Origin of the sequence: Brassicibacter mesophilus (genome assembly GCF_050433385.1) — a bacterium.
GTDB lineage: Bacteria > Bacillota > Clostridia > Tissierellales > Proteiniboraceae > Brassicibacter > Brassicibacter mesophilus.
This window is the reverse complement of sequence record NZ_JBNPXI010000008.1, coordinates 78,599-101,671: the sequence shown is the minus strand read 5'-3', so window position 1 is coordinate 101,671 and position 23,073 is coordinate 78,599. Positions and strand designations below refer to the sequence as shown.

Annotated in this window: 21 protein-coding genes; 18 read left to right on the top strand and 3 right to left on the bottom strand. The window is 30.4% G+C overall.

What is annotated here, in order from left to right:
• Nucleotides 1-6 precede the first annotated feature (6 nt).
• The 7 genes from HNR33_RS10730 (at nucleotide 7) to HNR33_RS10700 (ending at nucleotide 6,139) form a co-directional block, all read left to right on the top strand.
• Nucleotides 7-450: a MarR family winged helix-turn-helix transcriptional regulator gene (locus HNR33_RS10730; RefSeq protein ID WP_429083167.1), complete on the top strand. Its 444-nt coding sequence runs from the start codon at nucleotides 7-9 to the stop codon at nucleotides 448-450.
• Nucleotides 451-479: 29 nt separating this feature from the next.
• Nucleotides 480-707, top strand: coding sequence for a DUF2798 domain-containing protein (locus HNR33_RS10725; RefSeq protein ID WP_429083166.1), 228 nt, complete (start codon nucleotides 480-482; stop codon nucleotides 705-707).
• A gap of 243 nt (nucleotides 708-950) precedes the next feature.
• Nucleotides 951-1,517, top strand: a complete 567-nt coding sequence (locus HNR33_RS10720; protein WP_429083164.1) for a sigma-70 family RNA polymerase sigma factor — start codon at nucleotides 951-953, stop codon at nucleotides 1,515-1,517.
• Nucleotides 1,514-2,476: a DUF4367 domain-containing protein gene (locus HNR33_RS10715; protein ID WP_429083162.1), complete on the top strand. Its 963-nt coding sequence runs from the start codon at nucleotides 1,514-1,516 to the stop codon at nucleotides 2,474-2,476. The genes HNR33_RS10720 and HNR33_RS10715 overlap by 4 nt, the downstream gene beginning before the upstream one ends.
• A gap of 304 nt (nucleotides 2,477-2,780) precedes the next feature.
• Nucleotides 2,781-3,470 carry a response regulator transcription factor gene (locus HNR33_RS10710; protein WP_429083161.1) on the top strand — a complete coding sequence of 230 codons (690 nt, stop codon included), beginning with the start codon at nucleotides 2,781-2,783 and terminating at the stop codon, nucleotides 3,468-3,470.
• On the top strand, nucleotides 3,448-5,538 hold the full coding sequence (locus HNR33_RS10705; RefSeq protein WP_429083159.1) for a sensor histidine kinase: 2,091 nt from the start codon (nucleotides 3,448-3,450) through the stop codon (nucleotides 5,536-5,538). The genes HNR33_RS10710 and HNR33_RS10705 overlap by 23 nt, the downstream gene beginning before the upstream one ends.
• Before the next feature lie 169 nt (nucleotides 5,539-5,707).
• A complete protein-coding gene (locus HNR33_RS10700) occupies nucleotides 5,708-6,139 on the top strand; it encodes a hypothetical protein (protein WP_429083158.1) in 432 nt (143 codons plus the stop codon).
• A gap of 39 nt (nucleotides 6,140-6,178) precedes the next feature.
• On the opposite strand, the gene HNR33_RS10695 is transcribed toward HNR33_RS10700, so the two are convergent.
• Nucleotides 6,179-6,607, bottom strand: coding sequence for a DUF4879 domain-containing protein (locus HNR33_RS10695; RefSeq protein ID WP_429083157.1), 429 nt, complete (start codon nucleotides 6,605-6,607; stop codon nucleotides 6,179-6,181).
• 282 nt (nucleotides 6,608-6,889) lie between these two features.
• Between HNR33_RS10695 and HNR33_RS10690 the strand changes: the two genes are divergently transcribed.
• Nucleotides 6,890-8,185 (top strand): hypothetical protein, encoded by a 1,296-nt coding sequence (locus HNR33_RS10690; RefSeq protein ID WP_429083155.1) that lies wholly within the window; start codon nucleotides 6,890-6,892, stop codon nucleotides 8,183-8,185.
• A gap of 53 nt (nucleotides 8,186-8,238) precedes the next feature.
• On the opposite strand, the gene HNR33_RS10685 is transcribed toward HNR33_RS10690, so the two are convergent.
• Together HNR33_RS10685 and HNR33_RS10680 are read right to left on the bottom strand one after the other, a co-directional pair.
• Nucleotides 8,239-9,444, bottom strand: a complete 1,206-nt coding sequence (locus HNR33_RS10685; protein ID WP_429083154.1) for an alginate O-acetyltransferase AlgX-related protein — start codon at nucleotides 9,442-9,444, stop codon at nucleotides 8,239-8,241.
• Nucleotides 9,445-9,462: 18 nt separating this feature from the next.
• Complete coding sequence (locus HNR33_RS10680) at nucleotides 9,463-10,845, bottom strand: MBOAT family O-acyltransferase (protein ID WP_429083152.1); 1,383 nt, start codon at nucleotides 10,843-10,845, stop codon at nucleotides 9,463-9,465.
• Between the two features lie 314 nt (nucleotides 10,846-11,159).
• On the opposite strand from HNR33_RS10680, the gene murQ reads away from it, so the two are divergent.
• The 10 genes from murQ (at nucleotide 11,160) to HNR33_RS10630 (ending at nucleotide 23,071) form a co-directional block, all read left to right on the top strand.
• Nucleotides 11,160-12,068, top strand: a complete 909-nt coding sequence (gene murQ / locus HNR33_RS10675; protein WP_429083151.1) for an N-acetylmuramic acid 6-phosphate etherase — start codon at nucleotides 11,160-11,162, stop codon at nucleotides 12,066-12,068.
• Nucleotides 12,069-12,110: 42 nt separating this feature from the next.
• A complete protein-coding gene (locus HNR33_RS10670) occupies nucleotides 12,111-13,535 on the top strand; it encodes a PTS transporter subunit EIIC (protein ID WP_429083149.1) in 1,425 nt (474 codons plus the stop codon).
• 87 nt (nucleotides 13,536-13,622) lie between these two features.
• On the top strand, nucleotides 13,623-14,666 hold the full coding sequence (locus HNR33_RS10665) for a MupG family TIM beta-alpha barrel fold protein (protein WP_429083147.1): 1,044 nt from the start codon (nucleotides 13,623-13,625) through the stop codon (nucleotides 14,664-14,666).
• 1 nt (nucleotide 14,667) lies between these two features.
• The gene (locus HNR33_RS10660) at nucleotides 14,668-15,519 is read left to right on the top strand and encodes a MurR/RpiR family transcriptional regulator (protein WP_429083146.1); all 852 of its coding nucleotides are present in this window, start codon (nucleotides 14,668-14,670) and stop codon (nucleotides 15,517-15,519) included.
• A gap of 47 nt (nucleotides 15,520-15,566) precedes the next feature.
• Nucleotides 15,567-16,046 (top strand): PTS sugar transporter subunit IIA, encoded by a 480-nt coding sequence (locus HNR33_RS10655; RefSeq protein ID WP_429083145.1) that lies wholly within the window; start codon nucleotides 15,567-15,569, stop codon nucleotides 16,044-16,046.
• Nucleotides 16,047-16,140: 94 nt separating this feature from the next.
• The gene (locus tag HNR33_RS10650) at nucleotides 16,141-17,517 is read left to right on the top strand and encodes a TraB/GumN family protein (RefSeq protein ID WP_429083143.1); all 1,377 of its coding nucleotides are present in this window, start codon (nucleotides 16,141-16,143) and stop codon (nucleotides 17,515-17,517) included.
• Between the two features lie 773 nt (nucleotides 17,518-18,290).
• Nucleotides 18,291-19,511, top strand: a complete 1,221-nt coding sequence (locus tag HNR33_RS10645; RefSeq protein WP_429083141.1) for a bis-aminopropyl spermidine synthase family protein — start codon at nucleotides 18,291-18,293, stop codon at nucleotides 19,509-19,511.
• Between the two features lie 180 nt (nucleotides 19,512-19,691).
• Nucleotides 19,692-20,009 carry a hypothetical protein gene (locus HNR33_RS10640; RefSeq protein WP_429083139.1) on the top strand — a complete coding sequence of 106 codons (318 nt, stop codon included), beginning with the start codon at nucleotides 19,692-19,694 and terminating at the stop codon, nucleotides 20,007-20,009.
• Nucleotides 20,010-20,056: 47 nt separating this feature from the next.
• Nucleotides 20,057-21,118 (top strand): V-type ATPase subunit, encoded by a 1,062-nt coding sequence (locus HNR33_RS10635; protein ID WP_429083137.1) that lies wholly within the window; start codon nucleotides 20,057-20,059, stop codon nucleotides 21,116-21,118.
• Complete coding sequence (locus HNR33_RS10630) at nucleotides 21,119-23,071, top strand: V-type ATP synthase subunit I (protein ID WP_429083135.1); 1,953 nt, start codon at nucleotides 21,119-21,121, stop codon at nucleotides 23,069-23,071.
• Nucleotides 23,072-23,073 lie beyond the last annotated feature (2 nt).

The following is a 23,073-nucleotide window of genomic DNA, read 5'->3' as shown; positions in this document are numbered from 1 at the left end:
TAAATTATGGAAAATATATACGAAGAATTAGGGAAATGGATTTCTATTTTATACAGACAATTCCAAGTCTATATTAATAACCAACTAAAGGATTTAAATATAACATCTTCAGAGTATATTTTTTTAATAAAGCTATACGAAAATAAAGAACTAAATCAAGAGGAATTATCGTCTATGTATTATATTGACAAGGCCTTAACTGCAAGAAGTTTAAAAAGCCTTGAGGGGAAAGGATATATAGAAAGATTTAAAGATGAAGATGATAAAAGGTCATATAAGGTTTGTGTTACACAAAAGGCATTATTAATAAAAGAACGGATAGATGAAGCTTTAAAATCCTGGGATAAAATTATATCAATTGATATTAGTAATGATAAAATTAAAGAAGTATCTGAATTATTAAAGGATATGTCTTTAAAAGCATTGGCTAAGCCCAATAATATAGCATGAATTGCAATAACCTAAAGGGGGATTATTAATTGAAAATAAACAAAAAGTATAAGGGTATTATATTTTCTTGTTTAGCTGCAATATTAATATCAGTACCAATTGCATTTTTTATGGTAATAATAAATGTTGGATTTACAAAAGACTTCTTAAAAGCTTTTATTAATTCTTCATTAGTTGGAATAGCTATATCAATACCTTTAGCTAATATAGCAATTCCTTTAGCAGAAAAAATTGTTGCAAAAATAGTAGATGACTAATTTATATTTATTTTAGAAAAAGCTTAAAATTGCACTATAGATGATATATCCTAACGATACAAAAACGAGTCCTTGTGACTCGTTTTTTACTTATAAAATAAGGTTTTATAAAAATTTTTATCATTTAGCCGAAAATTTTTAAGGCAACATGTAATGAAATGCTAAAATTTACGTATTAACATATGAAAATATAAAAATACTTAGCTAAGTAACAAAACCTAGGAAAGAGGTGGGGACTCGAGTATGCAACAGGTTATTTTAACAAATAGTCTAAATAAGGAAGAGACAAAAGACAATTTACATGGCGAAAGAGAAGCTGATTATATCTTTGAAGCTTACTATAAAAGAGTTTACAACTATATTTATTATAGAGTAAACAGCCACTATACGACAGAAGATTTGACAAGTCAAGTTTTTGAAAAAATATTATTAAAAATAAATACATATTCTGAAAAAAAGTCACCATTTGAAGTATGGCTGTTTGCTATAGCTAGAAATGTAGTAAATGATTATTATAGAAGCTTAAAAATTCAAAGGGTATTCTCTATCGATACAATTAAGGAATTGGTATCAAAGGAAAAAACACCAGAAGAAATGATAGTATCAGAAGAGATGAATGATAATCTTTTACAGACGATGGATGTTTTGAATAAAAGAGAAAGAAATATTATAGCACTTAAGTTTGGAGCTAACCTAAGAAACAAAGATATCGCAGAAATATTAGACATTACTGAAAGTAATGTTGGAGTAATATTATATCGCTCATTGAAAAAGCTAAAGCAGCAAATTGAAAGAGAGGGATTGATATGAGTAAAAAGAGCATTGAAGAAAAGTTTTCTATACAAATGGATGCTTATTTAAAAGGTATACAAGATAGCAGTAAAACAGAATCAAGAGAATGCGATGATCTTTTGGAATTAGGTAAGTTTTTAGGAGATAAAGATTTTAGCGCAGGTAGTGACAGAAAAGCAGTAATGGATAGAGTTTTGAAAAATATTGATAGGTATAAAGGAGAGACTGGTATGAAGAAATCAAGTAAATTAAAACGTTCTGTAGTTGCAGCAGCATTAGTATGTGTTATAGGCATTCCTTTCATGCAAACATCATTTGCACAGGATTTAGTTGGAAAAATAGTCAATACTATATCATTAGGTCATATCACAGTTTACGAAGAAAGTAGTACTCCTGAGATAAAAACATCCCCTGTTCCAGAGCAATTTAAAGGAAAAATATTTGATAAGGATGGAAAACCAATAGAAGTATTTTCAAGTGAATATACTGGGAAATATTACACAGCTGGCGGAGAAGAAATTGCTAGATTTAACAATGATGAAATCACAACTGTATCAGAAAGAGAAGAAATGAAAAAAGTACAAACACTAGTAGTTAGAGATTCTAGTGAAATAAATAAATACACTTGCTTTAATGTTATCCTTCCTAGCTATTTACCAGAGGGATATAAATTTGACAAAGCAGAGTTTTTTAAAGATGAAAATGGTGTTGTAAGCAATACAAAATATGTTAGCTTATATTTTACCAATGAAGAAACAGAAAAGTATATTTATATGCAGCAAAGATATGCTGACGAAGAAACAGCATATGCAACGGGAGCGAGTGAAGTTGAACAAATAAAAATTAATGGTGCAGATGCTGTAATATATAATAACAGAAATATTGACTGGGAAAATAATAACACTATTTATGCTCTATCAGGAAGAGGAGAGATTTCAAAAGATGAATTAATAAAGATTGCAGAATCTATTAAATAGCTATTTAGTAAGCATGAAAACTAGTTACATGATAACAATTAAGATATAAATACTAATAAGTAAAAAGACCATCCTTTAAAATGAACTGACCCCCAAAAGTTAGACCTAAAAATCTAACGATTGGGAGGTCAGTTCAAAGGATGGTCTTTTTTGTTTTAATAAACCGCTACTTAAGCAACATTTTCAATAATATGAGACTTTTCCTTAAGAAATTTGTAAGGATTATGATAATATAAATGTAAAAAGTCTATGCTATTATAGTTATAGAGATATCTCAAAAGGAGTTAGGAGTGAATAAGAGTATATGTACAATATTCTTGTGGTAGACGATGAAAAAGAAATAGCGGATGCGATTGAAGTTTATCTAAAAAATCAAAATTACAATGTATTTAAAGCCTATGATGGTCAAGCAGCTTTGCAGATATTTGAAAGAGAAGAAATCCATCTTATTATTATGGATATGATGATGCCTGTGTTAGACGGGACAAAGGCCACTATTAAAATAAGGGAAAATAGTACAGTGCCTATTATTATTCTTTCTGCCAAAAGTGAAGACATGGATAAAATATGGGGTCTCAATATTGGAGCAGATGATTATGTTACTAAGCCATTTAATCCATTGGAGTTATTAGCAAGGGTTAATTCAAATTTAAGGCGATATACTAGCTATTCTAATGGAATCACTACTTCTAATGAAAACACTATTAAAATAGGTGGCATTGAGTTAAGAGATGAAAGTAAAGAAGTACTAGTAGAAGGAGAGGTTGTTAAGGTAACCCCTACAGAGTATAAGATTCTATCATTACTTATGAGACACCCTAATAGAGTTTTTTCTATACAAGAGATATATGAAAGGGTATGGCAGGAGCCAGCCTTTAATCCTGACACAGTTACAGTTCATATTCGGAGGATAAGAGAAAAAATAGAAATTAATCCAAAGGAACCAAAATATTTAAAGGTGGTGTGGGGGATTGGATACAAGTTTGAACAATGAAATAGAGGTATATGAAAGTAGTGGAGATGAAGCCACTAACGGAGATATGAGAACTGAAGAGTATTTAGATAAATCTAAAATTCCTAATGGAAGATGGTCTTATACTGCTGCTGTAATCTTGGGTATATTATTATATGCTATTATTTCTGTAAGCAGTTATATGCCTATTAGAAATTATTCTTTACCTGATGAAAATAATATAAATGAATATATATCTAGCTATGAATTTATTAGGGGCTTATCTGGGTTAACTAGAGCATTAGACCAATCAAGGCTAGGTGAGACCTCCTGGTATAATTCACGATATGCAGATGTAAAGAGTGTTCAGTTTTATATAACAGATGCAGCAGGAAATCGTATAGGCAGCAATATACCAGATGCAACAGAAGCAACTGTTGAACAACTTAGAAAGGACAGTCAATTTTATTTGTATATAACCTTTGACGGAAATGGTAAGCCGTTTTTATCAAGCTCTTTAGGGGATGTATTTAATAGAAGATTTTTAGATTCTATGAATATTAACGATCAAAACCAAAAAGAATATGCAAATATAAAAATTGCCTACTTAGTTCCTCCAAACTTTAGTACTTATGAAGATTTTTTTGCACATGATGTGAGACGATTCTGTGTAATAAATGATTATGGCATGCTAATATTAATTATAGGTGCAGTTAGTATGCTGATATTACTACTTATTACTTTAATGGTTCCTTATTCACTACAAAGAAAAATAAGTGCTAACAGTTTTTATAATAGGATGTATTTAGAATTTAAAGTATTACTGTGGGCAGCCTTTCTTTATGCTTCTATTTGGGGTATAGTCATACTAGATGACTATGGCTACTATGGCAATAATGGCTTTAATTTATCTGATATAATTTATCATGGTAATGCTACATTTTATATCATTGGTATACCTATTACCTTTATATTATTTTTAATGACATATTTAAGTGTCAGCTATTTAAAGTATGCTTATCATGAAGGTTTTAAAGAGGGTGTGCTTAAAAGAAGTATTTTTGGGAAAATATTATTGCTTGTTTTAAAGCGTACCAAAGCATTAGTTCTAGCAGCTATAAAGGTTGATATTAGAGAGGAAGTTTACAAAAAGCTAGTACTCTTATTAGGAATTAACTTTGTACTTCTGTTGATGATTGCGATAACAGGACCATTAGGTATATTACTAGCTATAGCCTATACAGTTTTCTTATTTAAGTATTTACTAAAGACGAGTGAACAGCTAAAAGAGTTACATGAGGCTAGTAGTAATCTAGCTACAGGTAATTTTGAGATAACAGCTGATGAAGAGCATGGAATACTTAGCCCTATTTTTAAAGAATTAAATAAGATTAAAGAAGGCTTTAAGCTAGCCATAGAGAAGGAAGTTAAGAGTCAGCATATGAAAACAGAGCTGATTAGCAATGTTTCTCATGACTTAAGAACTCCACTTACTTCTATTATCACTTATGTAGATCTTCTTAAAGAGGAGGATATTACTGAAGAGGCCAGACAAGAATATATTAATATATTAGATCAAAAATCAAAAAGACTAAAAGTGTTGCTGGAAGACTTATTTGAAGCAAGTAAAGCAAGTAGTGGTAATATTGAATTGCATATAGAGAAAGTAGATGTTATATCTCTTTTGAGACAAACCTTAGGGGAGCTAGAAGAGGTAATCAAAGGTAGTGGTCTTCAAATAAAAGTTAAGGCTCCAGAAGGCGAAATATTTTGTGAGTTAGACGGAAGAAGAACCTATCGAGTATTTGAAAATATTATGAGTAACATTTTCAAATATAGTATGCCAAACTCTAGGGTATATATTGATGTCATAGAAAATCAAACATCAGTTAGTTTAATATTTAAGAATATATCTAATTATGAAATGAACTTCGATGGACAAGAGATTACAGAGAGATTTACAAGAGGTGATAGATCTCGTAGTACAGAAGGCTCTGGACTTGGTCTTGCTATTGCTAAGAGTCTAGTGGAACTTCAAGATGGAAGTATAGACGTTAGTGTAGATGGAGATTTGTTCAAGGTAGCTATAACATTTAAGACAATGAGTTAAATAGAAATAGCCCATCTGATATGGGCTACTTCACCTTTTTTGAGTAATTGTAGAAAACAGACTATATAAAAAGTCTGATTTAAAAATTATTTCAAAAAATGTAAATCTTTAATAAAACTCTGTCGATATTTATAGTGAAATCAAAAAAACAATCTAAGGAGAGATAGAGTTGAGAATTTCTTCATACAATCAAGTTAACAATTATTATCAAACAAGCGATAAAAAAAGTTATCCTAATAGTCAGGACACTAAAATAAACACAAATTTCCAAAGTAAGGAAGAAGCTAATAACGATATATGGAAGAAACTTAGTGAAAGATTTGATGTCAGAAATGCCACATTTGATGACATATGTGAGATAGGTCGAGAACTTTATAAAGCAAAAGAAATTTCACTCTTAGAATTAGGGCACATTACTTTGGATATATCAAAGCTTCCTGGAGTTAAAGAGAATAGTGATATATCACTATTTTACAAAGGGAAAAAAGATTGGATAAAAGCATTTGAAGAAAGAGCTAAAAATCAATTATCTTATGGTAATATGTCAGGATATAATGCTTTCATGAAATCAGCTAGTTATCTTAAAAAAATTAGTAAATAATAGAAGCATCTATTTTAAAATAGATGCTTCTATTATTTACTATTTTATTATGATTGAGTCACTATAAGTATTCCATGGATAGTTCTCAGAAGTAGCTTGATAAGTGAAATTTCCTCCTGTTTGACCACTAGCATCCCAATAATATAAAAAGACATCTACTATTGAATCTCCATTTGTATCTACATAATCTGTGTAAACAAGATTTAGTTTAATTCCATTTAATTTTGCAATACGACTACTTTGTCTACTATACCCAAAGTCAGCAGTTACAATGTAAAAAGGGGTTCCGCCATGATCTTCTAATGTAGTGAATTGATTATAATCTATATATTCATAATCCCCATATTGTTCTGATCCTACGGCATAGACCATAACATCTGTGAATGGAGCTGCTGGAGCTGCAAAGCCTACTGAACCAAATACTAACAAAATTACTCCTATTAAAAATAAGCTTGTAAATTTTTTCACACTCATCTCTCCTTTTTGTATTTTTAATTAATTATAGAATACATTAAATGTAAAAAATGTAGAAATATGATTATTGCAAAAATGTAAATAAATTTTCATTTCTTATATATCAATCTGTACTACTCAAAGCAAGTTGAGACGGTTCTTGCTTGCTTTTTGAAGCATATCCTATTTTAAAGGAAATATATGAGGAGCATAGAATACTATATAAAGTAAAATATTGTTATGGAAGGAATGAAATAAATAATAAATACTATTGAATTAATTGGGTGATGAAAGATAATGAAAGATTTAGTTTATGATAATAAGATGATTAATAATGCTAACTATCCAGGAGATATAAACAGTCTAGTTCAGAATCTAAAGTTCAAATATTTATCTTTATGGTGGGAGACTGAGTGTAGCTGCCCCAAAATTAATAGAAAAATAAGTTTTTTTGACAAACTTAAGAATGAGAGAAAAGTTGAAGTGTTTAGAAAAAAACTTTTTAAACTATTAAATGAAGTGACTGTAGATGAAGAACAGAAGAGCATATGGAGGGATAAAATATTAGAATTAATAAAGGAATTTGAGTCAAATATTTCTGGATATGAAGAAAGTCTTATAGACTTTTTTATAGACAAGGGATATTCAGAAATAACTGAAGCTTTTATTGATGAAGCCAAAAAATTTGATTCTAGTATTGAAGTGTATGATATTTTTCAAGCTATTAGAAATGTATGGATTATGAATAGCATACAAATATTTTATGATATGAGAGCAGAACTAACACCTTCTATTTTTGCATACAGTATGTTATATCCATATAGTGATAATTATTTAGATGATACTAATATCTCTGTTAATGACAAAAGAGTTTTTAACGATAAATTTAGAAAATGGCTGCTAGGTGAACAAACTGAACTATCTAATTTGCACGAGAAGAATGTATATAATCTTGTCCAAAAAATAGAAGGAGAATTTCCAAGGCCAAATTACTCTCAAGTATTTGAAAGTCTTTTGTCAATACACTCAGCACAAGAAAAAAGCTTAGTACAGCAAAGAGGAGCAAGTATACCATATGAGAGGGATATATTAGGCATTAGCTTTGAAAAAGGAGGAACTTCAGTATTAACAGATTCCTATCTTGTAAGAGGAGAACTCACAGAGGAAGAAGCAGATTTTATGTTCGGATACGGTGTGTTTTTGCAACTGATAGATGATTTGCAGGATGTTGAAGAGGATATCCAAAATGGGCATATGACGACATTCTCACAAATGGCAAATAAATGGACTTTAGACAGATTGGTGAATAAATTGCTTTGGTTTATTGAAAATGTATTGGATAAAGCAAATATTTTTTCAATAGGTGATTCTGCAAAGCTAAAAAAAGTCATATATGAAAGTTGTATAATAATGATATTCGAAGCTGTATCTAAGAATAAAAAAATGTTTAGTAGAAAATATATTAGGCAACTTGAAGAGCATTCTATGCTTAGGTTTTCATATTATAGAAAAGTAAAAAGAAAGTTTAAGAAGAGATTTTCTTCAGAGGGTATTATAAAAATTTGCGAGATATTTAAAAATGAAAAAAATTAAGTTGCTAAGTTAAGCAGGCAAGTAAAAGTCATTTTTACTTGCCTACATTTTTTTTACTTAATTCCTTTGTCAATCATACTTTTAATCATTGAGTCAAATCCAGAACTATTATACATAAACATAACAATATCAGCATCAGTACTTTGTATAATCTGTTCATAACTCATTTCTATATTTCCTATATTTCTAGGGTCAACAAGTTGGACTTCATTAAATAAATCAGCTAATAACAAAGTTGTAGGTGCTTGATATGAATCTCTAAAAACAAGAATTTTTTTATCAGTTAGAGAATTTTTATTTCTTATCTTTAACATATTACATTGAGCACCTCTAATATAAGCTCCACCATAGTCCCATTTATCTTTGTTTCTTAAAGTGGCAATAACATCTTCTTCCTTAACTTTCTCATCTTTTTTTCCATTATTTAAGAAATACTCATATTTACCACCTTCCAAATAAATGTAGCTTAGATACTCTCTCTCTTTAACCAACATATCAATATTTCTATTATAGCTTCCAATAAAATTTTTATCACTACAGACCTTAGTTTTATATTTACTAAAATGATCTTCTAGTTTCTCAGAAGATACTCCAAGCTCCATTTTTTGAGCCATCAGCTTAAATCCCTCAAAAGCACCTACACCATTCCAGTGATGGTCAGTTTTAAAATATAATCTCTCACGTTCTTTTTCACTAAACTTACTTAACATATATTCATCAATATCTAAAAATATTATAAAGTTGGAGTTTAAATTTGATTTGAAATTATCTTTATTAATATTAATATTATTCATATTATCTACATATTTAGGGTACAAATGTTTCAGCATATTTGTTTTATGAGGTGTTAGTGTAAAGTATACATCCTTTCCCATACCTTGACTTAGTTGCGATAATGAATTTATAGCATCAGAGTAATTATCTATATTATCAGGTGTTAAAATCTTAGGAAACATGCCTAAAATCCAGTTATCCTCACCTAGGTAGTAATTACCAACCATACTTTTATTTAATTTCATTTCAGACATTCTATTGAAACATATCATTTTTTCTCTGAAAACAAATTGATCTGTATAATATTTTTCAAACTTAGAAGCATAAGTACTATTAACTATGTCCTCAACAGTTGGTTTTTTTGCTAAGTTTCTATTCTCTGTAATACTGAACTTTTTATCTGGACACAATATATTCATTAAAAAGAACCCGAATATAATTACTAAAAATGGAATTACTATATATTTGGCTTTTTTCTTATTCATCTTCAATATCACTTCTTTCTAAAATCTAAAGTATAAAAATGGATTATAACTAGAACTATTTAACAAAACTATAACTATAAGCATGCACGTTATAAGAATCAAACTATGAAATGCATAAACTAAATCATTTTGAAATGCATATTTATTTATTCTAACTGCTAAAGCCTTTATTTTTTCTATTATTGGTGTTGAAAGTACTATGGATGCAATGATTATATACCAATAGTCAATTATATATATTGTAAGCTTGTTATTTAAAAGTGGATTTGAGTCAAAACCCATCATAACTTTTATAAACTTCATAGCTTGATTTATATCGTTTGATCTAAAGAAAACCCATCCAATAATAACAATAAATAATAGATAAATATGTCTAAATACTCTAGGTAATCTATAAATTAGTTTCTCTAATAATGCTTTTTCTAGAACTATAAAAGCTCCATAATACAGTCCCCATATTATAAATGTCCAATTAGCACCATGCCATAAACCAGTTAAAATCCATACTACAAGTAAATTTCTAAATAATTTTATTTTAGATACTCTATTTCCTCCTAATGGGATATATACATAATCTCTGAACCAGCTTCCTAAAGAAATATGCCATCTTCTCCAAAATTCAGACACTGATTGTGATATATAGGGGTACTTAAAATTTTCTAAGAAATCAAAACCAAACATCTTTCCAAGTCCTATAGCCATATCACTGTAACCGCTAAAATCAAAATATATTTGAAGTGTATAGCATATTATTCCAATCCAAGCTTCAATAACTGACAAGTCAGCGACATTTGTCTTAAACACTCCATCTGCTACTAATGCTAGTTGATTTGCTAATATAACCTTTTTAGATAATCCTAATACAAATCTATTAACTCCATCAGCAAATTTTTCTAATGAATGGTTCCTTTTGTTTATCTGCTTGTCCACCGTTTGGTATCTTACTATGGGACCTGCAACAAGTTGTGGGAACAAGCTTATATATAATGCTAAATCAAATATATTTTTTTGAACCTTACCATCTTTCCTGTAAATATCTATTATGTAACTCATTGTTTGAAATGTAAAAAAAGATATTCCAAGAGGTAATTTAATACCTTCTATACCAAATAAAAAGTCTGAATATTTAAATATAATTAATAAACCTAAATTAAAAATAACCGATATACATAGCCATAACTTTCTATTTCCTTTTGAATCAGGCTCGACTTTAAAGCCTATCGAGTAATTAACGATTATTGATAATATCATCAAATATATATATTTTGGCTCTCCCCATGCGTAAAAAAATAAACTTGCCATTAACAGTATATAATTTCTAAATCTATCACTTGATAGATAATAGCAAATTAGAACAATTGGCAAGAATAAAAATAAAAAAACTAAACTACTAAATACCATTTTTCTCTACCCCTTTTAAGTCGAATAAAACTATCTGTTAATGTAAAAAGTCTTTCAGATATCTATATTACAGCAAATATCTTTAATAATCAATCTTCCTTAGTATTTAGTAATGATGAAAATCAATTATTGAAGACACTATCTGGCATAAGAGACCAGGAAATTGATAATCATTAAGTTTCAAGCTTAATTTATGACAATGAAACATCCTCTTCGTTTTGAAACAATGTTCAAAAAATAAATTAAAATGTTGAAACATTATTTCATTAATGTTATTATATAAATATACTGAATATTTACAACGAGGTGATGAAATGAATGACGAATTAAACAAATTAGTTACAGAAGCAAGGAACCAAAATACGCTTAATATTGATGAAGCAGATACAATAGATATAGTTAAAATGATTAATGAAGAAGATAAAAAGGTAGCATTAGCAGTTGAGAAAGAGCTTCCAAATATTGCACAGGCTGTAGATTTAATTTCAGAAAAGCTGAGTAACGGTGGGAGGTTAATATATATAGGTGCTGGGACCAGTGGAAGACTTGGAATTTTAGATGCTTCTGAGTGTCCACCTACTTTTGGAGTTAGTGAGAGTTTGATTCAAGGGCTTATTGCAGGTGGAAGCAGGGCAATAAGAGATGCGGTTGAAGGTGCAGAAGATAGTAAAGAGGAAGCATTTAGACAGTTAAAAGAGATAGATTTTAATTCAAAAGATATACTTGTGGGAATAGCAGCAAGTGGGAGAACACCTTATGTTATAGGGGGACTAGAATATTCCAAGGAAATCGGTGTGAATACTATTGGAGTTACGTGTAATCCTAATTCTGACATTTCAAAATTAGCTGACATTTCCATATCTCCTGTAGTAGGTCCAGAAGTTATAGCAGGTTCAACTAGAATGAAAGCTGGTACTGCACAAAAAATGGTGCTAAATATGCTTACAACATCTGCAATGATTAAATTAGGAAAGGTTTACCAAAACCTAATGGTGGATCTTCAGGCAAAAAATCTAAAGTTAATTGAAAGATGCAAGAAAATAGTCATGCAAGTTACAGAGGCTAATAGAGAAACAGCAACTGAATTTCTTGAAAAAACGAATTATAATGTTAAGACATCTATTTTCATGATAAAAACTGGATTAGGGTTAAAGGAAGCGGAGGAAATTCTTAATAAACATGGTGGGCATTTAAGCAGAGCAATAAAAGCTCATAAGTCTTAATTGTTGAATAAGCAAATAAATACTAAAATGGAGGGGTGTCGGATGAATAATAAGGAATTAGTTTTAAAGATTGTTGAACTAATTGGTGGTGAGGGGAACATTGAACATGCCACAAACTGTATGACTCGCTTGAGGGTTAAATTAAAAGATCCAAGCTTAGTTAAAATGAAAGAGCTTAAAGCTCTAGATGGAGTTATGGGTGTTGTTGAGGATGAAACCTTGCAGATTGTTGTTGGCCCAGGAAAAGCAGCAAAGCTTTGTAATATCCTAAAGGAAAACGTAAACTTATCACCTGATCTTAAGGTTGGTGAAAATTGGGAAACAAACAAGAAGATGATAAAGGGAAAGCAAAAGCAAAATAAATTTAAACAAGGTCTTAGAACTATCGGTGAGATATTTATTCCTTTAATTCCAGCAGTCATAGCTGCAGGTATATTTAACGGATTTGCGGGTCTTATAACAAACCTTCAAAGTACTGGAAGCCTCCCAACAAGTAATTTATGGAATATTACTCAATTGATACTATCCTTACTAGGAGGATCCTTCCTTGGATACTTTACGATTTTTACTGGCATAAATGCTGCGAAACAATTTGGTGCTACAGAAGGTCTTGGTGGTATGATCGGGGCCCTAACTGTAATGGAGCAAATCAATAGTATTTCTCAATCTATAGGGATGTTTAATGCTAATTCTCCATTAGAGTCAATTCTTAGATCTGGTAAAGGTGGAGTCATTGGTGTAATTATTGGTGTGTTTATTTTATCTAAGGTTGAAAAGAGAGTTAGAAAAGCTGTTCCAGAAGTACTAGACCTAATAGTTACTCCAGTTGTTACCTTACTCATAATGGCACTTGGAATGATATTTGTTATCATGCCAGTTTCTGGATTCATATCAGATTGGCTGGTTAAAGCATTAGGTGTATTGGTATCATCAAATATACCTATTGTAAGCATTATATCAGGATATGTTTTGTCAGCTATATTTTTGCCAATGGTGCTGCTAGGATTGCATCATGGATTAATTCCAATCTATGCTGTTCAGTTAGAAGCTATGGGTGGAGTATCATTATTCCCGGTATTAGCAATGGCTGGAGCCGGACAAGTAGGTGCAGCCATAGCAATATATATTAAAGCTAAAAAGGTTAACAATCATAAATTAAAGCAAATTATTTCTGGTGCTTTACCAGCAGGTATTTTGGGAATTGGAGAGCCTTTAATATACGGAGTTACATTACCTCTTGGAAAGCCATTTATTACAGCTGGGCTAGGTGCTGGATTTGGTGGAGCCTTTATTATGCTTCAAAATGTCATGGCAAGTGCATGGGGACCATCTGGAATATCAGCTATTCCATTAATGAAGCCAGATTCTATGCTTAACTACTTTATAGGCTTAGTGATATCATATATAGGTGGCTTTATTATTACCTATGCATTTATAAAGGAAAGAGAAGTTTCTGATTTAAATTAATTCTAAGAATTAGAGGACAGTTGGTCTGTTACAGGGCATGTAGCAATTGCAACTGTCCTCAATATATTATGTATTGGAGTGATTATAATGTTAGGAATATCAGTATACGCAGGAATGGAAAATTCACTTAATGAAAACATTGAGTATATTAACGAAGCTCGTAAAATGGGTTTAAACACTATGTTTACTTCTTTGCATATACCAGAGACTCATAGCAAATTTGAAGAAGAGGCAATTGAGATTTTAACAGAAGCAAATAGGCTTAATATGAGAATAATCGCTGATATTTCAAAAAAATACTACGAAAAATTAGATATTAATAAGTATAATATTTATTCTTTAAGACTTGATTTTGGTTTTTCCAATAAGGATATTGCTGAACTTACAAGAAATAAGGATTTTAATATAACACTTAATGCAAGTACTTTAGATAGGGATGATATTGAAGATATCTTAAAATATGGTGGTAATTTAGAAAAAATTATTGCATGTCATAACTATTATCCTAAAAAAGATACTGGAATATCCGAGGACTTATTCAATCAAAGAAACCAGTTATTCAAAGAATATGGACTTGAAATAATTGCGTTTATAAGCTCAAGAAACATAAAAAGAGGACCTATCTATGAAGGACTACCAACATTAGAAAAGCACAGAAATATAGATCCAGTTATCTCGGCTCAACACCTTTTAAGGCTAGGAGTTGATACCGTCTTAATAGGAGATAGCCGCGCTTCTAAGGATGAACTCATAAAATTATCAAATATTAACAAAGATATCTTAATAATCCCTATTAAGCCATATTTAAATATGAGTAGTGAAGAAAAACAAATAATAGAGCAAGTTCATACTAACAGAAAAGACCCTGGTGAATTCATTATTAGGTCTCAAGAAGCAAGGCATTATAAAAAGGGGACAATCATACCTAATAATACAATTGAAAGATTTAAGTATTGTGTTACAATAGACAATGAAAACTATTTAAGGTATGAAGGAGATTTACAGATAGCTAAGAAAGAATTGTGTAAAGACTCAAGAGTTAATGTTATTGCTGATGCTAGTGAGGCTTCAGTATTAATTGATATTTTGAAGCCAGGAGATAAGTTTAAACTTGAAGTAACGGGGGGCTAACATGAGTATTATATTAAAAATTAATGAAAGAAAGCAGGATTTTACACAATCGGAGGTAAAGCTTTCTGAGTACATTCTAAGCAATACTAATGAAATTTCCACTATTTCTGTTCAAAAACTTGCTAAGCTTTCAAAAATTAGCCCAGCAAGTGTAATAAGATTTTGTAAAAAAATGGGCTATAATGGATTTCAGGACTTGAAGCTAGACTTAGTGAAGGACATGAGCCAAAGAAATAATACAGAAAAAGTGTATGAAGACATCACTACTCATGATACAATAGGTGAAATGATGCAAAAGTTGTCCTATGAGAATACTAAAGTTATTCAAAATACTATAGACCTTATGGATGAAAAGGAAGTAGAAAAAGCTATAAATGCAATTAATAAGGGTAAAATAATATATATATTTGGTGTGGGTGCATCAGGATTAGTAGCAAAAGATTTTCAATATAAGCTTATGAGAATAAAAAAGACTGTTATTTCATATATTGATAGTCACACACAGCTAGCATCTTCAGCAAATATTGAAAATAGCGATGTTGCCATAGGAATATCTTATAGTGGAAAAACTCTTGAAGTTTATAAAGCTATGAAAAAAGCAAAGGATAAAGGTGCTACTACTATATCTATAACTAAATATGGGAAAAACCCATTAAGTGAAATTTCAGATATTAATATAGGTGTGGCTGGTAATGAGCAAAACATAAGGGTTGGAGCTATAGCTTCAAGAATTGCTCAATTAACTGCTATAGATGTTTTATTTGTTGGTATTACCAAAAACGATTTTGAAATTATATCTGATTACATTAAAAATACAAGAGAAAGTGTAGAAGAATTTAAAATAAATAAATAATTTGTAAACAATAGATGTAGTGTTTAAAAAATTGATGGAGGAAGAAAATGCTTAACTTTATGAAGAAAAATAGAACTATTGAAATAAAAGCACCTGTCACAGGAAAAATAATACCAATAGAAGAGGTTGATGACAAAGTTTTTTCTGAAAAAATGCTAGGTGATGGGTTTGCAATAATTCCAGAAGAAGATATTATTAAATCTCCTTGTAACGGCAAAATAGTGCAGATATTCCCAACAAATCATGCTATAGGGCTACTTGCAGATAATGGTCTTGAAATATTGATTCATATAGGTATGGATACAGTGGAACTTAATGGCAAAGGGTTTGAACGGATTATTCAGAGTGGAGATAAAGTTAGGGTAGGAGATGAGCTTATTAAGTTTGATCGCCAATTTATCAAGGAAAAAGGAAAGTCAATTGTTACACCTGTAGTAATTACGAATATGGAAAAAGTAGATTTTATTGAAATCAACACTAATGTTGAAAAAGATGGCACTATCATTAAAGTAAGCGCTAAAAAATAATCCATTCCTGCAACCATTGATTGACAACAAGTAATAGCCATAATATACTATATTTCGTTAGTATAATATTAAAAGGTGAAAGAGAGGGTATATTATGAAGAGAATATGGAATCGTGGCTGGAAGCAGACTTTAATCACTTCTTTCATGGTAATGATGTTGATGCTATCTACCATTATGCCAGCAATGGCTAATCCTGCGGATAATATTAGCCGATGGGCAGTCGAAGCACTAAATGAAGGCGAGAAATATGGCATATATCCAATAGAGTGGTATGATGGAGAATTTAGAAATACTATTTCAAAAGAACGTTTAGAGAGCTTGTTGACTACTACATCTAATAAAATTGCAGTATTAAATTTGGAGAAGAATGATAACTTTACTCCAGCTGAATATACTGGCGATGGTACTAGAGGAGATGTATTAAAACGTTTTTATAATATAGTAGCTCAATATAAGCTACCACAATTAGAGGGAACACCAATTGATTATCTCCAAAAACAACATGTTGTACTAGGCATGGGAGCAGGTTTGCATCTTGATCAACCTTGTACTACAGAACAGGCCGTTATATTTGCTACTAGATTAATCGAGGACACTTATAACCAAGCAAATGCAGGGTCAAAGGGTCTAGTTTGGAAGGTTGAAAATGATGGAAATGTGGTTTATCTTCTAGGATCTATTCATATTGGTAGCAGCGACATATATCCTATAGATAGAAAGCTGAAAGGGCTTTTTAACAGTGCAGATGCTTTGGTGGTAGAAGCTAATATATTAAATCAAGCAGAAGGTCTTGCATATTTTATGCAAAAGTCAATGTTTCAAGATGATACAACTTTAAAAGATGTCATAAGTGAAGAACTTTATGAAAAAGTATTACTAGTTTTTGAGAAATATGGAATAGATGAAAAAGAATACTCTAAACTTAAGCCTTGGAGCTTAGCTAATAACTTAAATGTTATCAGCATGAGTAATTCTGAAAATATGGAGCAAGGTGCTCAGTCTGCAGGCTTAGGAATTGACATGTATTTTATTATAAATGCTCTATTATCTCAAAAGCCAATTGATGAGTTAGAGGGAATCCAATATCAAGCCGACATGTTTGATGGATTATCACAAGAATTTCAAGAAGAGTACTTGACTATGATTGTAGATAATATTTTATCGCCTCCAGTAGAGGAAGCTCAGAATTCATCAGAACAACTAGATGAATGGTTGGATTTTTGGAGAAAAGGAGACGTTGAAGGCTTTTCTGCTAGCTTTACAAAAGCAACAGAAGGTGATGAAAGTGAGCTTACTAAAATGCTTTTTGGTATAAGAGATGAAAAAATGGCTGATAAAATTTCACAGCTATTAGAATCAGAAGAAAAAGGTACATACTTTATTGTAGTAGGAGCAGGTCATTTGGCGCAGCCTAATACTATACTTCATAACCTAGAGGAAAAGGGATATACCATAGAAATATTAAAATAAAGTAATGGACACAGTTCTTACATCAAAATAAAGATGTAAGGGCTGTGTTTACTTATATACAGAATTAAAATTACTAATATCCTAGTAGTAGTTATACGTATTGCATATTATGTTTAGATATGCTATAATACAGCTTGGATATATTTATGCAATAAAATCAGAAAAATATTGGAGAGAGTTGTATGTTAGAGAGTGTTCTTAACTAGCCAACTGAATAGTTGCTTCTAAAAAACTTTTAAACCTAAATTGCTTTAGGTTTGTTTGTTGACAAGTTTTTTGGAAATGAGTTAGAACACGGATAGCATTCAGCGTTAACATGTATATTAATAAACCGTGCCTGTCACGGTATTTTTATGTCCAGAATGGACTTCTCTTTATTTTTCATAATATCTTTCAATTCCATTTTCTTAAAAATTAAGTTATTTATTCTTAATTAATTATGGTATTATTAAGAGCTGTAATCCATAGTATTTAGAATTATATAAAGATATATTTTTTGAAGAATAATAGGTTTAAATATACTGTAAGCTATAAAAGGCTGTAGTGACTTTGTGTTACTATGGCTTTTTTTTATCCATATTTTAACTGATCTTCAGTTGGTTAGTATAAACAACATTGATTATTTTAGTATTAGATGCAAATAAAGTGTAATGCAATTAGAACTAAGAGAATTAATAGCGATAGATTAAAAAAACAGCTTAGTGAGTTCATAATTGTATTGCAGATAGGTTTATATAAAAAATATACTAATTATAATATGGAGGAATACTAAATTGAATAAAAGATATATTCAAGAAAACATGAATGAAATAAAAACAAGAAAAAAAGCAGAAACAGAGGATTATTTAAAGGTAATAAACGAAAATGTAAACATAGAAGATGGGAAAAAGTCTATAGAAAATATATTGGTCAATATATATTTTAAAGAAGGTATTTCTACTAAAGAGTTGGCTAGAAAAAGTCTTTTGCCTGTTCCTATAGCTACAGCAATAAAAAAAGAGTGCATTAAACATAAATTATTGGTTCAAGACAGAGGTGTTAGACTCACCGGAGAAGGGAGACGCTTTATTGAAAATAAGCTAGGCTTTCGTGGTTTAAACAAAGATTTATACTTAAAATTATTTAATGAACAATGGGATGAGTGTGAGGAGATTAGTGAAATAAAAGAATCGTTAATTGAAATATTCCTGAATCGGCCTCAAGCTGATGTTTCTATAGACCAATCAAAATGTACTTTGGATACAGCAATAAAAAGAGCGATATTGTGTCTTAAAAATCATACGTTGATAGGTAAGAAGATTTTATGTATAGGAGATGACGATTTAGTAAGTATAGCTTTAGGATTCTTATTGAAGAAGCTATTTATCAATATGAAGTACTGTAATACGACAATTTTTGTAATGGATATTGACAAGAGAATCCTCACTTATATAAGAAATATATCCGAACAAGAAAAGCTTCCCATTAAGTGTGAATATATAGACTTCAGGCAACCACTATCAAAAGATTTCAAAGATCAGTTTGATTGTTTTTTTACTGATCCACCTTATACTCTTGATGGAATGAACTTATTTCTTTCAAGGGGAATTGAAGCTTTAAAAAATGAACGTGGTCTTCATATTTTTCTCTCTTATGCGCATAAATCACCAGATTTTGAATTTACTATGCAGAAAAGCTTTATGAATATGGGGCTCATAGTTTCAAAAATACTAGCTACGTTTAATACTTATGAGGGGGCAGGGATAATCGGGAATACGGGACAGATGATTGTCCTTAAGACCACTAGTAGGAGTAGGGCTTTAATGCAAACTTTTTATAAGGGAGCAATTTACACTGGAGAATTAAAAAAAACAGTTCGATGCTATAAGTGTAAAAGCTGTGGACAAAACATATACGTTGGAATTTCTGAAAAAGTTAAAAATATTGAAGAGCTGAAAGCAAAAGGGTGTGATAGTTGTAATAATCGAATATTTCAGCTTATTGAGAAAAAGTAAGGTCAGATTATATGATATGAAGGAACTGTTAAATAATATGGACTAGTGAGCTAGTTTTTTTCTTATCAATTTATTTCTACAAAAATAAAATAATTCCATAAATAAAAATAACATACAGGAAAAATAAAACAAATGTCTAATTATTTAATAATAGCAGCATAATAAGATGGGGTGATTGTGTTGGAAAATATTATTAATAAAATCCTGGAAATCGATGAAAAAGCCGTAAGTATTAAAAAAGAAACTGAAGAAACACTTAGAAACAATGAAAAAGAACTGAAAAAAGCTTTAGATGAATTAGAAAAAGATATTATGAGTGATGCAAGTGAACAGGCTGAAAAAGAGTACAATGCTATTATTAGGGAAGCAAAAGAAAGCGCAGAGAGAATAGCTGTAAAGGGAAATGCCAAATATAGCAAATTAGATGATGCATTTTCTCGAATAGAAGAGGAGCTTGAAGGGAAAATATTCAACAAGCTTTTTTCAAAGCCTACATAAACAAGTAATTGATTAAACTTAGTGGTGACGATAAGGAGTGGCAAGTTATGAGTAGTATCAGACGTTTTGCAGCTATAAACACGAAGGTAAGAGTTTTGAAAGGTCAAATGCTTACACAAGATGATTTTAAGAATCTTTTGTCTAAAAAATCTGTAGATGAAGTAGTAACCTACTTAAAAGAGCACACACATTATAATAAGATATTAGCTGATAAAGACGTAGCTGAAATTCACCGCAGAGATTTGGAGATGCTATTAAAGAAGTACGTTATAATTCAATACGAAAAGCTTATTCACTATTTTACCGAAGAATATAGAAAGCTTTTTAGGATTATGTTTATTAGATATGAAATAGAAGACATAAAGCTTTACTTAAGAGCTGTAGCTAGGAATGAGAGTTTAGACGCTGTTCGTAAGCTAGTAGTCTATTCGGGAATATATAGTACGGTAAATCATGAGGTTTTAGTACATTCAAAAACTATTGAAGATTTTGTAAATAACCTTAAAGAAACTATATACTATGATGTTCTTAAGCCTTTTACTAATGAGAGTGGAACCAAGCTTTTATTTTATGTTGAGATGAGCCTAGATAAACTATATTTTAAGATGCTTTATAACCAAAGTGAAAAGCTTGATAGAAAGGACGAGGAAGCTTTCAAAATCCTATTGGGTAAAAATATTGATTTATTTAATCTTGAATGGATATACAGAGGCCTTAAGTTTTTTAAGCTTTCACCTGAAGAACTCATTAACTATACAATAATGAATGGCTATTCTCTCAAATATAATACAATAAAGGAGCTATGCTATTCAAAAAATGAAAATGAACTCATAAATAGAATGATAGATACAAGATATGGATTTTTATTTGATAATGCTTATACTTTAGATTTATTTATGGAGAGAAGGATAGAAAGATATCTTTATTTTCAATTTGTAGATTATTATCATAAAGGGAAAATGGACATTATTACTGCTATAGTATATATGCACTTATTAGAATATGAAATGAGAGATATCATTTCTATAACTGAGGCCATAAGGTATGGATTAAATGAAAATGAAATTAGCAAATATCTTATAAGGCGGATCAAAGGAAGTGATGAATAGATGGCTATAGAAAGGATGACCATGATGAATGTTGTAGGACTTGTTGAAAACATCAATCATGTGTCAAAGGAAATAGTACTAATGGGCAACATAGATGTGGTTAATGCGTTTAACGAAATAAAAGAAAGTCATTTTACGTTGAGTTTTATGGAGGAAAATGTTAATGAACTGCTTGATATGTCTATGATAAGTCCAATACACCAGGAAAAAAGCTATACTGATACTGAGAAAAAGATGAACATGCTAGTTGAGATATATGGTAGTGAATTTAAAGCAAGAACACAATATATACAAAAGTCATATGATTTTAACAATACAGTTACAGATATTGATGAAGCTTATTCAGCTTTAACTGAACCATATAACGAGATAAATATGGTTAAAAAGAAAATAAAAAAAATAGGTGAATTTCATAGAAGCTTTGTATACGTCAAAGATTTAAATGTTAATATTGAAAAGCTATCAAGCCTAGAACACTTTTCTTATACATTTGGGGTACTATCAAAGGAAGATAGACTAAAACTTAAGAAAAATTATGAAAATATATCTGCAATCGTGCTTCATACTGGAAGCAGTAAAACAGGGGAAGTATATCTAGTAATATCTCCAAAGGAATTGGAGCAGGAAACGAATAGAATACTCAGATCTCTTAATTTTAATAGGATTGAAATACCTGATGACTTATTTGGAACTCCGGCAGAAATAGTTGATAAACTTGAGTTAGAGAGAAAAGAGCTAGAGGATAAACTTAATAAATTAAATAAAAGCTTCTTGGAGCTAAGACGTAAATATTACAATAAAATTGAAGCATCCTATAGCAGACTTAAAATGGAACAGAAAATAAGAGAAGTAAAGAATCAAATGGTTTCAACTAAGAACTTTTTTTATTTTTCAGGATGGGTGCCTGAAAAAGATCAGAAAAAGATAAAGAAAAGTTTAGAAAAGCATGATGATTTGATTATAGCATTTAAAGATACTGATGAATTTAAAGAAGGGTTCCAACCGCCTACAAAGCTTAAAAACAACATCATATTTGCTCCGTTTGAATATCTAGTAAAGATGTATGGAATACCGTCATATAGGGAATTAGATCCTACTGTGTTTCTAGGTACTACATATATGCTTTTGTTCGGGACGATGTTTGGAGATCTAGGGCAAGGATTTGTATTATTTCTAGCAGGGATATTATTAAATAGAAAGGAAAGCTATAAATTAATTGGGGCTATACTAAACCGTCTTGGCATAAGTTCCATGATTTTTGGACTATTATATGGATCAATCTTTGGTTTTGAAGAAATAATACCAGCAATTCTTATACGGCCTTATGAAAATATTAATGTAGTTCTCATTGGGGCTATAATAATCGGAATATTCTTATTGCTTGTAAGCTATATATACAGTATTGCGAACGCTATAAAAGTCAAAAATATTGAAGATGGATTGTTTGGGAGAAATGGAATAGCAGGACTTCTATTCTATATAATTCTATTAGCTTTGGTTGTAGGAAGCTTTACAGAATATAAGATTATGCCAACTACTGCTGGAATACTAACGTTAATAGGACTGATAGTAGTGATGATAATCAAAGAGCCCCTTTCTAACCTGATATTAGGGGTGAGGCCTCTTTATAGTGAATCCATATCGACATATTATATTGAAAGTAGCTTTGATATGCTTGAAACACTTCTAAGCATGCTTAGTAACACAGTGTCATTCATTAGGGTAGGAGCATTTGCTCTAACGCATGTTGGACTGTTTATAGCTTTTCAAACTATTGCAAAGCTGATAGGCACATTTACAGGCAGTATAATCACACTTATTATTGGAAATGTAGTAATTATATGCCTTGAGGGGCTTATTGTATCTATACAGGGCTTGAGACTAGAATATTATGAGCTTTTTAGCAAATATTATAATGGTGAAGGAATAGAGTTTGACCCGATAAAACTATAAAG

Excerpts from the sequence above, each read along its gene's own strand:
- HNR33_RS10680 (WP_429083152.1), bottom strand. The coding sequence starts at position 10,845 with ATGGTATTTAGTAGTTTAGTTTTTTTATTTTTATTCTTGCCAATTGTT.
- HNR33_RS10630 (WP_429083135.1), top strand. The coding sequence starts at position 21,119 with ATGGCTATAGAAAGGATGACCATGATGAATGTTGTAGGACTTGTTGAA.
- HNR33_RS10660 (WP_429083146.1), top strand. The coding sequence starts at position 14,668 with ATGAGTATTATATTAAAAATTAATGAAAGAAAGCAGGATTTTACACAA.
- murQ (WP_429083151.1), top strand. The coding sequence starts at position 11,160 with ATGAATGACGAATTAAACAAATTAGTTACAGAAGCAAGGAACCAAAAT.
- HNR33_RS10655 (WP_429083145.1), top strand. The coding sequence starts at position 15,567 with ATGCTTAACTTTATGAAGAAAAATAGAACTATTGAAATAAAAGCACCT.
- HNR33_RS10720 (WP_429083164.1), top strand. The coding sequence starts at position 951 with ATGCAACAGGTTATTTTAACAAATAGTCTAAATAAGGAAGAGACAAAA.
- HNR33_RS10685 (WP_429083154.1), bottom strand. The coding sequence starts at position 9,444 with ATGAATAAGAAAAAAGCCAAATATATAGTAATTCCATTTTTAGTAATT.
- HNR33_RS10635 (WP_429083137.1), top strand. The coding sequence starts at position 20,057 with ATGAGTAGTATCAGACGTTTTGCAGCTATAAACACGAAGGTAAGAGTT.
- HNR33_RS10650 (WP_429083143.1), top strand. The coding sequence starts at position 16,141 with ATGAAGAGAATATGGAATCGTGGCTGGAAGCAGACTTTAATCACTTCT.
- HNR33_RS10665 (WP_429083147.1), top strand. The coding sequence starts at position 13,623 with ATGTTAGGAATATCAGTATACGCAGGAATGGAAAATTCACTTAATGAA.
- HNR33_RS10670 (WP_429083149.1), top strand. The coding sequence starts at position 12,111 with ATGAATAATAAGGAATTAGTTTTAAAGATTGTTGAACTAATTGGTGGT.
- HNR33_RS10730 (WP_429083167.1), top strand. The coding sequence starts at position 7 with ATGGAAAATATATACGAAGAATTAGGGAAATGGATTTCTATTTTATAC.
- HNR33_RS10715 (WP_429083162.1), top strand. The coding sequence starts at position 1,514 with ATGAGTAAAAAGAGCATTGAAGAAAAGTTTTCTATACAAATGGATGCT.
- HNR33_RS10690 (WP_429083155.1), top strand. The coding sequence starts at position 6,890 with ATGAAAGATTTAGTTTATGATAATAAGATGATTAATAATGCTAACTAT.
- HNR33_RS10710 (WP_429083161.1), top strand. The coding sequence starts at position 2,781 with ATGTACAATATTCTTGTGGTAGACGATGAAAAAGAAATAGCGGATGCG.